Source organism: Thioclava sp. SK-1, from assembly GCF_001705665.1.
Taxonomy (GTDB): Bacteria; Pseudomonadota; Alphaproteobacteria; order Rhodobacterales; family Rhodobacteraceae; genus Thioclava.
Map to the genome: position 1 here is coordinate 111503 of NZ_MDHA01000032.1, position 13445 is coordinate 124947.

Consider the following 13445-nt stretch of genomic DNA (forward strand, 5'->3'; position numbering starts at 1 on the left):
TTTAAAAGGCCCCGTGCTTAGAAAAAGCTTTGCGGGTCGATGTCGATGGCCAGCCGCACGTTGCTGGGCAGTTTGACCTGCGCGACCCAGACCGCCAACGCTTTTTGCAGCGGTGCCGCCTTTTCGGCCTTGATCAACATGCGGACCCTGTGACGACCGCGCACGCGCGCAATCGGGGCCGGAGCGGGGCCAAAGATCATCGCGCCAATCTGCTGTAAAGGGCGCGATTGTCGGGCCAATGTCTCGCCAATGTCGAACAGTGGTTTCAGGTCCGGGCCAGACAGGATGATCCCGGCCATGCGCCCATAGGGTGGCACGGCTTGGGATTTGCGCTGTGCGGCTTCGGCGCGCCAGAATTCTTCCTCATCACCGGCCAAGATGGCGCGCAGCACGGGATGCTCGGGCTGATAGCTTTGCAACAGGGCGATGCCCTTGGTTTCGGCACGCCCTGCGCGGCCGGCAACCTGGCGCAGCAATTGGAACGTGCGTTCCGCCGCGCGCAGATCAGAGCCCTGCAGCCCCAGATCTGCATCCACCACACCTACCAAGGTCAGCTTGGGGAAATTATGCCCTTTGGCGACAATTTGTGTGCCGATAATGATGTCGGCTTCCCCGTCTGCGATGGTTGCGATTGCCGCTTTTAGCGCGCGGGCCGAGGCAAATAGATCAGAGCTAAGTACCGCTAGACGGGCATCAGGGAAACGCTGCGCAACCTCTTCTGCCAGACGCTCCACGCCGGGGCCAACCGGCGCGAGTTTCCCTTCCACCTTGCAGCTGGGGCAGGTTTGCAGGATTGGCTTTTCTTCGCCGCATTGGTGGCACACCAGCCGGTTTTGGAACCGATGTTCCACCATGCGGGCATCGCAATGATCACAGCCGATCTGGTGGCCGCAGGCCCGACAGATTGTCACGGGCGCATAGCCCCGGCGGTTCAAGAACAGCATGGATTGTTCGCCCCGTGCGATCCGTGCTGTGATCTCGCGCATCAAAGTTGAACCGATCCATTGGTTGCTCTGGATCTGCTCGTCGCGCATATCGATGGCCCCCATCGCGGGCAGCTCAGCAGCGCCAAATCGGGCCGCAAGATCGACACGGTCATATTTGCCGCTATCGGCATTCGCCCAAGTTTCCAATGATGGCGTGGCCGATGCCAGCACCACCTGCGCCCCGCATAATGAACCGCGCAAAACCGCCATGTCACGGGCGTTATATAACACGCCTTCCTCTTGTTTATACGACGTGTCATGTTCTTCATCGACAACGATCAAACCCAGATCGCGAAACGGCAAGAACAGCGATGAGCGTGCGCCAACAACCATTTGCGCCTCTCCTGTGCCGCAGGCTTTCCACAGTCGCCGCCGCTCCGTTTGCGTCACGCCAGAGTGCCATTCACCCGGCAGCGCGCCAAACCGTGCCTGCACCCGGGACAAAAATTCTGCCGATAGCGCGATTTCAGGCAGCATGACCAAGGCCTGCCGCCCCTGCCGCAGGCATTCGGCCACCGCTTCCAGATAGACTTCTGTCTTGCCCGATCCGGTGACCCCTTTCAGCAATACCGTGCCAAAAGCCCCGGCCTTGTCACGCAGGGTGGTCGCGGCCGCATCTTGGGCGGGGGATAAATGCTTGCCGGGCCGCGACGGGTCCAGCCGCACAAACGGTGCATCGCGGGGCACATCCGATTCGATGACCGCCCCGGCTTTGGCCAAACCTTTGACCACCTGTGTTGTAACGCCTGCCAGCGCCGCCAATTCGCCCAGCTGGAACCCCGCACCCCCATGGTCGCGTAAGACTGCGATCACCCGCTCTCTTGGGTCTGTCATCCGCGTGGGAAGTGTTGCGCCCAACCGATAGACTTTGCGCATGCCGGGCGGATCTGCAAGGCCCGGTGCCCGCGTGGCCAAGCGCAGGATTTGTGGCAATGGCGTCATCGTATAATCGGCCATTCGGAGCAAGAAATGCCGCAGTTCTTCGCGCATCGGCTCGGCCTCTAGCACGCGGGTGATGCGGCGCAGTTTGGCGCTGTCAAACTGACCATCACCCGCGCCCCAGACAACACCCAGAGCCTTGCGTGGGCCTAAGGGCACCTCAACAAAGGCGCCCAAGAAGCAGCCCTCATCAGGCGCTAAATAGTCCAAGGGCCTGCCGATCGGCTCTGCGGTCAATACGGCGCAGCGGGTGCCGGGGGCGAACCAGTCGCTGTGCTGAGTCATGCGGCATTCCTTTGGGTGACGCCTTGGGAAAGGGCGGATGCAATCCTCCCTTTCGCGCCTGTAGGTTTTGCGCTATCACACACCCGGACATTCAGGAGGATCCCCATGAAATTCTTCGTCGATACGGCCGATGTGGCCGCCATCAAGGAACTGAACGATCTTGGCATGGTGGATGGTGTAACCACCAACCCGTCGCTGATTATGAAGTCGGGGCGCGACATTCTCGAAGTCACGAAAGAGATTTGCGACATCGTGTCTGGCCCGGTTTCCGCCGAGGTTGTGGCGACCGACGCCAAAGACATGATCGAAGAAGGTCTGAAACTTGCCAAAATTGCCCCCAATATCGCGATTAAGGTGCCGTTGACCTGGGATGGCCTGACCGCCTGTAAGGCTTTCGCATCCGAAGGCCATATGGTCAATGTCACGCTGTGCTTCTCTGTCAGCCAAGCGATCTTGGCGGCCAAAGCGGGCGCGACGTTTATCTCGCCGTTCATTGGTCGTCTGGATGATATCAACCTGGATGGTATGCAGCTGATCGATGATATTCGCACTGTCTATGACAATTATGATTACAAGACAGAAATTCTTGCAGCGTCGATCCGTAGCACCAACCATATCGCCGAATGTGGCCGTATCGGCGCGGATGTGATCACGGCACCACCCGCGGTTATCAAATCGATGGTCAAACATCCGCTGACCGATCAGGGCCTTGCGCAATTCATGGCCGACTGGGCAAAAACCGGTCAGAAAATCGTCTGATATTTAAGACATCTGGCAATGTTGGGGCAGGCATTTGGCGCGCCCTAACACGCATATAAATACGCCCTGCCGGTGACCCGCTGGCAGGGCGTTTTGTATCCCCACCCAAGCAGGCGCATATTCAAATCGCGTGGCGTCAGACCATATCTGAGCGTCACGGCTTTGCCGCTTTTGCAGATCATGGTAAAATCCTGCTGAACTTGTGAAAGAATGCCGCTATGGTGACGGAAAATAATCTGAAGCAAGGCACAGGCATGAGCGACCCGGCACTGGCTAATCAATTACGTGAAAAGATCATTTCCGACCCGGAGATGATTCTTGATGATCGCGATCTGATGAACGCGTTGATTGCGGCCAATGAGGCGGCGATGGGCACGAATATCGTCGATCTGCGCGGTGTTGCAATGCAGCGTTTGGAAACGCGGCTGGACCGATTGGAAGATACGCACCGGTCGGTGATTGCAGCAGCCTATGACAATCTGGCCGGCACGAACCAAATTCACCGGGCTGTTTTGCGTATGCTTGATCCGCATGAATTTGCCGATTTCCTCAAGGCGCTGAACACAGATGTGGCGCAAACGCTGCGGGTGGATTGTGTGCGCCTTGTGCTGGAAACGCAGCAGACCGAGGATGACCCGGCGCTGCGCAAGCTGGGCGATGTGCTTTGCGTCGCAGAGCCGGGCTTTGTGGCCGAATATATGTCGGCAGGCTATTCCGCACAGCCGCGCCCGGTGGTGCTGCGCCAGACACAGCCGCAATCGGCGGCGATCTATGGTGAAACCGCGTCTTGGGTCCGGTCAGAGGCGTTGATGCTTTTGGATTTGGGAAAGAACCGTTTGCCAGGCATGCTGGTAATGGGGGCCGAAGATCCGCATCAGTTCAAACCGTCGCAGGGCACCGATTTGCTGGCGTTTTTCGCTGGCGTGTTTGAACGTGCTATGCGGCGTTGGTTGGGATAAATGACGCTGGGGCTGACACCGGGCTTACGCGATGCGATGGCGCAATGGCTGTCGCATCTGCGTGGTTTAGACGGCGCATCCGAGAAAACGATTGAGGCCTATAGCGCCGATATGCGCGGCTTTTTGACCTTTATGCAGTTTCATCATGGTGAGGGCTTTGGCGTTGCGCGTATTGCGGCGTTGACGGCTGCGGATATGCGGGCATGGATGGCGCATGAACGCGGCAGGGGATTGTCAGCGCGGTCGCTGGCGCGCAGCCTTAGCTGTGTCAAAAGCTTCACGCGGTGGTTGTCGGATCGTCAGGGGTTTGATGCCACAGCGGTACTGTCGATCCGGGCGCCAAAATTTCAGCGCAAATTGCCAAGGCCTTTGGCCGAGGATGCGGCGCGTGCGGTGATTGAGCAAGTGGATTTTCAGGCCAATGAGCCATGGATCGCCGCGCGCGATGCTGCGGTGATCACCGTGCTTTACGGCTGTGGTTTGCGAATTTCCGAGGCGCTGTCGATCACCGCCGAAGAAATCCCGCTGCCTGAAGTGCTGTGCATTCGCGGTAAGGGTGGCAAGGAACGTATGGTGCCAGTGCTGCCGGCCGCGCGTCGTGCAGTGGATGCCTATTTGCAGTTGTGCCCGTTTGACCTTGGACCCAGTGATCCAATCTTTCGCGGCAAGCGCGGCGGCGTTCTTAGCGGGCGGCTGATTGCCAAAGCAATGGAACGGGCGCGGATGGCGCTGGGCCTGCCCTCAACGGCGACCCCGCATGCGATGCGCCATAGTTTTGCAACGCATTTATTATCAGCCGGGGGCGATTTACGCACCATCCAGGAATTGCTGGGCCACGCCAGTTTGGCCACAACGCAGGTCTATACAGCTGTTGATCAGGCCCGGTTAATGGATGTCTATAAGGCGGCACATCCACGATCCTGATGCCAGCTTATAATTGCGCAAGGAAATAGTGATCGACTGATAGAATTGTTCTCACTTCCAGATCAACTATCAGAGAACCCGATCCATTAACCACATTCTGGCAAGGTTTCTTTCATAAAGCAGGCGCAGACCAGAGTGGTGTTCCACATTCAGAAAGGAACTTGCCATGAATGTCTACGCCACAGCAGGCTACTCTAGCTTGCAGGCCGCCTATCAGACGATGGCGGCAGGTTCGACCACTCAGGCCGAACAGACCAATGATACTACGGGCATCACTTTGCCCGTGGCGCCCCCGCCCGCGGCGGAGGCGAGCCTGGGTGAGAATGCGACCAATGCCCAAAGCTCCGGCTCTGGGGCACAGGCGCAATCCTTATTTCAGGCTCTTGTAACCAATGATGATGTGAACGGGGATGGAGAACTCTCGCTGGCCGAGGTTGAAGACACGTCCGCCGCCGCGCTATTGGCAGATGCGATCAGTGAATATGACGCAAATAACAATGGTGCATTAAGCAGTACAGAAGTGGGGGCCGCCGAAACAGCGGCACCTCCGGCGGGTGGGGCCCCGCCAACTGCGGCCGCAGAGAGTAGCTCTGCCAGCACGCAATCAACCCTAAGCACGGAAGAAGCCGCATTTGATCTGGATGATGACGGTGTGCTTTCAGCGGTAGAACAGGCCGCTTATGACGTCTCGACCCGAATCGCGGAGCTAGAGGAGGCAGAAGCCTCGCTCGCGAATGAGCCATCCGCCGGTGGGCCACCACCGGGCGGGCCACCCCCAGGTGGTGGGCCTGATGGCCCGAATGGCAGCGTAAGCGCATCGCAATCCATGTATGAGTCCTTGTTTGAAGTGATGACGGTTTCGGAAACTGCCCAAAGCGAAAGTGACGAAGCGGTCATCAATCAACAGCGTAACGAGCAATTCACGGAGCTCTTGAGTCAGATTTCCGGCGAGACGGCGCCTGTTTGATCCTGAACGGATCTTCGTTGGGGGCGGCCTTGTGCTGCCCCCAACGTCCTGTTCTGGCCATGTCGTGCGAACCGCCCCTGCACGAAGGCCATGCATCATTGGGCTGTTGCTTGCGTTGCGGACTGGTTTGCGGCATCAGGTGATCCTATGGATATTCGCATCAAGGCCCTTCTGGTTCATCTTCTTACTGCAACGGGTGCAGTGTTCTCGCTTTTGGCGTTGGATGCCGCAGTGGAGCGTGAATGGAGCCTGATGTTCCTATGGCTTGTGGTGGCGCTGTTTGTGGATGGGATCGATGGCCCATTGGCACGGCGATATGACGTAAAGACCAACTTCCCTGTCTATGACGGCGTGTTGATGGATCTGATCGTCGATTACCTGACATATGTTTTCATACCTGCTTATGCGCTGTTCAAATCCGGCATGTTGCCAGATTGGACGGGATGGCTGGCCGTGGTGGCAATCACCTATGCCAGCGTCATGTATTTTTCGGATACACGGATGAAAACGAAGGATAATTCCTTTGCTGGGTTCCCCGCATGCTGGAATATGCTGGTCTTGGTGTTATTTGCATTGCGGCCCGAGACATGGGTGGTGTTGATCACCGTGCTTGTTTTGGCGGTTGCGATGTTCCTACCGTTGAAATTCATTCATCCCACACGCACGCAGCGGTGGCGCAAGCTGTCGCTGCCAATCGCGCTATTGTGGACAATCTGCGCGGCATGGGCGGCGTGGACGGATTTCAACACCGGATCGGTGGCACATGGGCTGTTGGTTGTTAGCTCAATCTACTTGCTGTTCGTCGGTATCGCACAGCAGCTGATTCAGGTAAGACACAAGAACTGACGCAATACGCTGCCAAAGTGTCGGCTTTGCCGTAACCTTACGGTGGGGTGGTGTCACCATGACCCAGACGCAAGTGCAGGCCAAACCTGATGTCACATCTGCGTGACTATGCCCTGGGGCACGATTGCCCTTAAACAGTAGGGCGAGGCAGTTGACGCGCCGTCGACTTGGCACAATGCGATCACGCGCTATGTCGCAAGCGTGAATATAGACAGTGCCCCAAGGGCACCGTGAAACGATAAAAATGGAATAGGACAGGAGTTACTGCATGGCAGAGGAAGACACAGATTTAGGGGTTCCCGCGCCCGAAGGTATCGCGGCGCCGATTGATACAGAATATGAGATCGGCCAAGATAACGTCGAAGGCAAAGTCGGTAAGTTCGGCTTTGACATCCACAATCCAGTGTTCATGATTTCAGGCATTTCGATTGTTGCTTTTATCATTTTCACTTTGGTGTTCCATGATGCGGCGGACAGCCTGTTCGGGTGGTTGTTTTCTTCCGTGACCAAAGGGTTTGATTGGTTCTTCCTGGGCGCGGCGAACATCTTTGTGTTGTTTTGCCTGTTTTTGATCGTGTCCCCATGGGGAAAGATCCGCCTTGGTGGTTCGGATGCGACGCCTGATTTTGGTTATCCGGGTTGGTTTGCAATGCTGTTTGCGGCCGGGATGGGCATTGGCCTGATGTTCTATGGCGTGTCAGAGCCCATGTCGCATTACTCTAGCTCCATGTCGGGGTCCGATTGGGCGCCATTGGGTGGCGCGCAAGGCGACCAAGAGGCCGCGTTGCGCCTTGGTATGGCGGCCACGATCTTTCACTGGGGTCTGCACCCTTGGGCGATCTATGCGGTTCTTGCGCTGGCGCTGGCGTTATTTTCCTATAACAAGGGTTTGCCGCTGACGATCCGTTCGGCCTTTTATCCACTGTTTGGAGAGAAGATCTGGGGCTGGCCGGGACATATCATTGATATCCTTGCGGTATTCGCAACTTTGTTTGGCTTGGCAACATCTCTGGGTTTGGGCGCGACACAGGCGAATGCAGGCTTGAATGCGGTGTTCGGCATTCCGATCGGTATCACCACACAGGTGATTTTGATTGCCTGTATCACAGCTGTGGCGTTGATTTCGGTTTTGCGCGGGCTGGAAGGCGGCGTTCAGAAACTGTCCGAAATTAACATGGTGCTGGCACTGGCGTTGCTGCTATTCGTGCTGTTCACTGGGCCAACATTGATCCTGCTGGGTGATATTGGCATGGGGCTGGGGTCCTACCTGACCGAGCTTCCGGCATTGTCCAACCCCTTCGGACGGACGGATACCAATTTTGTGCAGGGCTGGACCTCGTATTACTGGGCGTGGTGGATCAGCTGGTCGCCGTTCGTGGGTATGTTTATCGCCCGCGTGTCGCGGGGCCGCACAGTGCGGGAATTCATCACCTGTGTGTTGATTATCCCGTCGCTGGCCTGTGTGATCTGGATGTCGATCTTTGGCGGCGCTGCGCTGCAACAGGTGATCATGGATGGCTATACCGCTGCGCAAGATGCGGAACTGCCGTTGCAATTGTTCCGTATGTTGGATGCGCTGCCGCTGTCTTCTATCACGTCGATCTTGGCGGTCGTTCTTGTCATCGTGTTTTTCGTCACTTCATCGGATTCCGGTTCCTTGGTGATCGATACGATCACGGCCGGTGGTAAGGTCGATGCGCCGGTTCCGCAGCGTGTGTTCTGGGCGACCTTTGAAGGTGGCGTGGCGATTGTGCTGTTGATTGGCGGCGGTCTGTCGGCGCTGCAGTCAATGGTTATCTCGACCGGGTTGCCGTTCACCTTGGTGCTGTTGCTGATGTGCTGGAGCATCGTCAAAGGCCTGCAATCGGAAAAAGCCAAGCTGAAGTAAGGCAAAGGGGCTGCCCCTGCCGCTGCATGCGGCTCATCGGCGCCCTGACACGACAGATTGCCTGCGTCACCAGCCTGTGAATGGGCAGAGGTGCAGCATTTAAATAAAACCGGGCGGTATTCGCCCGGTTTTTTCGTGCCCGGGGTTGAAAAACCACATTTGCGCGCCAGGCTAAACGGAACATGGGTGCGGGCACGGCTGTGTCGATCGCGCCAAGATGACGCGTTTCATCAGATTTTTCCGAGCGATCCGCTCAAGCGATATAGAAGGAGCCCGTCTTGCAAGAACTTGCGCGCCGCCTTGGCCTCCGCACAGATCCCACAATTTTCTTCGTCTCTGCAGGGTGCACCGTCGCCTTCGTAATTTTATTGACCCTGTTCCCGAATGCGATCGGGGATGGCTTTGCTTCAGGCCGCTCATGGATTGTCACCAATCTTGGTTGGTTTTTTATCCTTGGCGTAAATGTCTGGCTGGGTTTCTTGATTTGGGCGGCAACCTCGCGGCATGGTCATATCCGACTTGGGCCGAAAGGATCGCGGCCCGAATATACAAACCTTAGCTGGTTCACGATGCTTTTCGCCGGTGGTATCGGCACGGTGCTGATGTTTTGGGGCGTGGCAGAGCCGATCAGCCATTTTGCCAACCCGCCACTGCCCGGCGTAGAGCCATTCACCAAAGAGGCGGCGCAAGACGGGATCTCCATCGCGATCTACCATCTTGGCCTTCATACATGGACGATTTTCGCGCTTCCGGGCTTGGCCTTTGCGTATTTCATCAATCGCTATGATCTGCCGGTCCGCGTGTCTTCGGTGTTTTATCCCCTGCTGCGCGAGGGGATCCACGGCCCGATTGGCAAGGCAATTGATATCGCGTCGATCCTTGGGACGTTGTTTGGCGTGGCCGTGTCGCTCGGGCTTGGGTCATTGCAGATTGCTGCGGGGTTGAACGCGTTGTTCGGCTGGGCGGATGGCACGGTGATGAAGGTTGGCATTCTAGCTGTTTTGACGGTTGTTGCGGTGATCTCTATTGTGGCGGGGCTGGATAAGGGCGTGAAGCTGCTGTCGAACCTGAATATCGGCATGGCAGTGGCCTTGATGGTCTTTGTGCTTGTGACTGGCTCTACGCTGTTTTTGCTGCGCGGAATCGTGGAAACTTTTGGACTGTATTTTGAGAACCTGCCGCGGCTGGCCTTTTGGAACGATATGTTGGCAGATGAGGACCCCAGCACTGCCAGCTGGGGCTGGCAGGGATCGTGGACCGTGTTCTATTGGGCATGGACCGTGACATGGTCGCCCTTCATCGGCCTGTTCGTGGCGCGGATTTCGCGCGGACGCACAGTGCGTGAATTCGTTCTGGGGGTGCTGTTGGCGCCGTCTTTGTTCACGTTGATCTGGTTTTCGATCTTTGGCTGGCAGGCGATGGAATTTGACGGGCTTGGCTTGGCCGCGCGTGCGGCATTGGGCGATCAAGCCGGGCAAATTTCCGCCGCCGTGGCCGATAGTGTGCCGCTGGCCATGTTCGCTTTCTTTGAACATTTCCCTTTTACCACGTTCATCCAAGGGATCGCGGTTGTGATTGTTGCGATCTTTTTTGCGACCTCATCGGATTCGGCGTCGCTGGTTGTGGATATGCTTTGCACTGGCACGGCTGCACCGGGACCGGTGCATCAGCGTGTATTTTGGGGCGTGGCCGAAGGAATGGTGGCCATGGTTTTGATCATTTTGGCGGGCGATGCGGGGTTGAACGCGTTGCAGCAGGTGATCACCGTTGTTGGCCTGCCGATCTTCATTCTGGTCTGTATGATGATCCCGTCTTTGATCAAAGGTTTTGCGCAAGAAGATATTGATCATATCTCAATCGGCACGCGGCCAGAGTTGGACAGTTTTGACAAAAGCTGACTCCGCCAATGGCGCATGAAAAAGCCCCGCCGGATGCGATCCGGCGGGGCTTTTATATCTGATCCGCTATCAGCCCAGTGCTTAGCTGAGCACGCTGTCACAGCGGGCACATGTGGCCGCATGTGCATGGGTGCCAACGTCGGGCAGGATTTTCCAGCAGCGTTCGCATTTTTCACCCGGGGCCATTTCAAACACCACGGCAATGCCGGGAATGTCGGGCAGGCGGAAGGCCTCGGCGGGGGCCGCATCGGCGGTCAGCGCCAGCGCAGATGTGATGCACAGATCGGCAAATGGCACCGATTGCAGCGCATCCAGCAAGGCTGGATCTTCGACATGGACCACCGGCGCGGCCTCAAGTGAGGAGCCGATGACCTTGTCTTTGCGCTGCATTTCCAGAGCTGCGGTCACTGCGCGACGGGCGCGACGGATACCGTCCCATTTCGCGGCCAAAGCCTCGTCCGCCCAATCGGCGGGGGTGGCCGGGAAGTCGATAAGATGGACCGAGCTATCGTCTCCGGGGAAGCGCGACAACCACACATCTTCCATCGTGAACGGCAAGATCGGCGCCAACCAGGTTGTCAGGCGGTGGAACAGCAAATCCAGAACGGTGCGTGCTGCCCGGCGATCGGTGCTGTCCTTGCCGTCGCAGTAAAGCGCATCCTTGCGGATATCAAATTCCAGCGTTGATAATTCCACAGTGCAGAAATTGAACAGGATCTGGAAGACGTTTTGGAAGTCGAAAGCGCGATAGCTTTCTTGCACCTGTGCGTCCAGCTTGGCCAGACGATGCAGGATATAGCGTTCCAACTCTGGCATTTGGGCGACATCCAGGCGCTCGGATGCGTCGAACCCGTCCAGTGCCCCCAGCATGAACCGCAGCGTATTGCGCAGGCGGCGATAGCTGTCTGCCGTGCCTTTCAAAATTTTTGGACCGATACGCTGATCCAATGTGTAATCGGCCTGCGCCACCCATAGGCGCAAGATATCGGCGCCATATTGTTCGATCACCTGTTCAGGTGCGACGGTGTTGCCGATGGATTTGGACATTTTCATGCCTTTTTCATCCAGCGTGAACCCGTGGGTGACGACATTGCGATAGGGCGCGCGGCCCTTGGTGCCACAGGCCTGCAATAGCGACGAGTGGAACCAACCGCGGTGCTGATCGGTGCCCTCCAGATAGACATCGGCAATACCATCGGGTGTGCCATCCGCACGGTCGCGCAGCACGAACGCATGGGTGGAGCCGCTGTCGAACCACACATCAAGCACGTCAAAGACCTGCGCGTAGTCATCAGGGTTCACGATACCATCGAGCACGCGCGCCTTGAAGCCCTCTTCATACCACACGTCTGCGCCGCCCTGTTCAAACGCGTCGCAAATCCGGGCGTTGACTGTGGCATCGCGTAACAAGAAATCTGCATCGGTGGGTTTCGCGCCAACCTTGGTAAAGCAGGTCAGTGGCACGCCCCAAGCACGCTGGCGTGACAAAACCCAATCGGGGCGCGTTTCAATCATCGAATGCAGACGATTTTCACCGGATTTCGGCGTGAATTCGACCAAATCTTCGATGGATTTCAGCGCGCGCTTGCGGATCGTGTCGCCGTTCTCGCCCATCCCATCGCTGAGGGTTTCATCAATTGCGGCAAACCATTGCGGCGTGTTGCGATAGATCAGCGGCGCCTTCGAGCGCCACGAATGCGGGTAAGAGTGTTTCAATTTGCCTTTGGCCAACAGCGCGCCCGCATAGGCCAGCTGTTTGATATTCTCGACATTGGCCGGGCCGTCTTTCCCATCGTCATTGACGATCTTCAGACCGGCAAAGATCGGCAGATCCGCGCGATAGGATCCATCGGCTTCAACGTTATAGGTCATTTGCAGTTTGTATTGCAGACCAAGCTGATAGTCGTCATCGCCGTGGCTGGGCGCAGTATGCACAAACCCGGTGCCCGCGTCATCGGTGACATGGTCGCCGGGCAACATCGGAACATCGTAATCCCATTCACCATTCGCGTCATCGACACCGGCATAAGGGTGGTTCAGCAAGATGCCTTCGAATTCGGACGCTGCCACGTCACGGACGCGGGTAAAGCCCTCGACCTTCGCCGATTTCAGAACGCCCTCGGCCAGCACATCGGCCAGCACCAGAAGCTCGCTTGCGACGGCGGTCGATTTGTCTTCGACCGTGTCGACACGGTACAGGCCATAGGCGATGCCCGGACCGAAAGCCACGGCGCGGTTTTGCGGAATGGTCCAAGGCGTGGTTGTCCAGATCACAACGCTTGCCCCGTCCAACACGTCGGATTTTGGTTTGAACCGAACCCAGATCATGTGGCTGGTATGGTCGTGGTATTCGACCTCGGCCTCGGCCAGGGCGGTCTTTTCAACCGGCGACCACATCACGGGTTTGGACCCTTGATACAGGCTGCCATTCATCAAAAACGCCATGAACTCTTCTGCGATTACGCGTTCTGCGTGGAAGTTCATCGTCAGATAGGGGTCTGCCCAATTGCCATATACGCCCAGACGTTTGAATTCCTCGCGTTGGATATCCACCCAACCTTCGGCAAATTTGCGGCATTCTTGCCGGAAATCGATGACCGGAACGTCATCTTTGTCTTTGCCGGCTTTGCGATACTGCTCTTCGATTTTCCATTCGATCGGCAGGCCGTGGCAATCCCAGCCCGGAACATAGCGCGCGTCATGGCCCATCATCTGATGGCTGCGCACGATGATATCCTTGATCGTTTTGTTCAGGGCGTGACCGATGTGCAGATGGCCATTCGCATAGGGGGGACCATCATGCAGCGTAAACGGCGCGCGGCCTTCCGCCTTGTCACGCAAACGATCATAGATCCCGATCTGTTCCCAACGGGCCAGCCATTCGGGTTCGCGCTGTGGCAGGCCTGCGCGCATCGGAAAATCGGTTTCGGGCAGAAAGACGGTATCGCGGTAATCGACGGTCTTGTCGGTTGTGTCGGCGCACATATGTGGAAA

Annotated in this window: 9 protein-coding genes; 7 read left to right on the top strand and 2 right to left on the bottom strand. The window is 57.1% G+C overall.

Going from position 1 to position 13445, the window contains the following annotated elements:
- Positions 1 to 17: 17 nt before the first annotated feature.
- Positions 18 to 2210, bottom strand: a complete 2193-nt coding sequence (locus BFP70_RS06670; protein WP_066010588.1) for a primosomal protein N' — start codon at positions 2208 to 2210, stop codon at positions 18 to 20.
- Positions 2211 to 2315: 105 nt separating this feature from the next.
- Here BFP70_RS06670 and fsa point away from each other — a divergent pair, with 105 nt between their 5' ends.
- From fsa to BFP70_RS06705, 7 genes are all read left to right on the top strand, one after another.
- Complete coding sequence (fsa, locus tag BFP70_RS06675) at positions 2316 to 2969, top strand: fructose-6-phosphate aldolase (RefSeq protein ID WP_066010589.1); 654 nt, start codon at positions 2316 to 2318, stop codon at positions 2967 to 2969.
- A gap of 254 nt (positions 2970 to 3223) precedes the next feature.
- On the top strand, positions 3224 to 3928 hold the full coding sequence (locus BFP70_RS06680; protein ID WP_066010932.1) for a DUF484 family protein: 705 nt from the start codon (positions 3224 to 3226) through the stop codon (positions 3926 to 3928).
- Positions 3929 to 4852: a tyrosine recombinase XerC gene (locus BFP70_RS06685; RefSeq protein ID WP_066010590.1), complete on the top strand. Its 924-nt coding sequence runs from the start codon at positions 3929 to 3931 to the stop codon at positions 4850 to 4852.
- A 166-nt stretch (positions 4853 to 5018) separates the two neighbouring features.
- Positions 5019 to 5819: a hypothetical protein gene (locus tag BFP70_RS06690; RefSeq protein WP_066010591.1), complete on the top strand. Its 801-nt coding sequence runs from the start codon at positions 5019 to 5021 to the stop codon at positions 5817 to 5819.
- 147 nt (positions 5820 to 5966) lie between these two features.
- Positions 5967 to 6665 (top strand): phosphatidylcholine/phosphatidylserine synthase, encoded by a 699-nt coding sequence (locus tag BFP70_RS06695; RefSeq protein ID WP_066010933.1) that lies wholly within the window; start codon positions 5967 to 5969, stop codon positions 6663 to 6665.
- Positions 6666 to 6933: 268 nt separating this feature from the next.
- Positions 6934 to 8553, top strand: coding sequence for a BCCT family transporter (locus BFP70_RS06700; protein WP_066010592.1), 1620 nt, complete (start codon positions 6934 to 6936; stop codon positions 8551 to 8553).
- A gap of 278 nt (positions 8554 to 8831) precedes the next feature.
- Positions 8832 to 10451 carry a BCCT family transporter gene (locus BFP70_RS06705; protein ID WP_066010593.1) on the top strand — a complete coding sequence of 540 codons (1620 nt, stop codon included), beginning with the start codon at positions 8832 to 8834 and terminating at the stop codon, positions 10449 to 10451.
- A gap of 81 nt (positions 10452 to 10532) precedes the next feature.
- On the opposite strand, the gene ileS is transcribed toward BFP70_RS06705, so the two are convergent.
- Complete coding sequence (gene ileS, locus BFP70_RS06710) at positions 10533 to 13436, bottom strand: isoleucine--tRNA ligase (protein ID WP_066010594.1); 2904 nt, start codon at positions 13434 to 13436, stop codon at positions 10533 to 10535.
- Positions 13437 to 13445 lie beyond the last annotated feature (9 nt).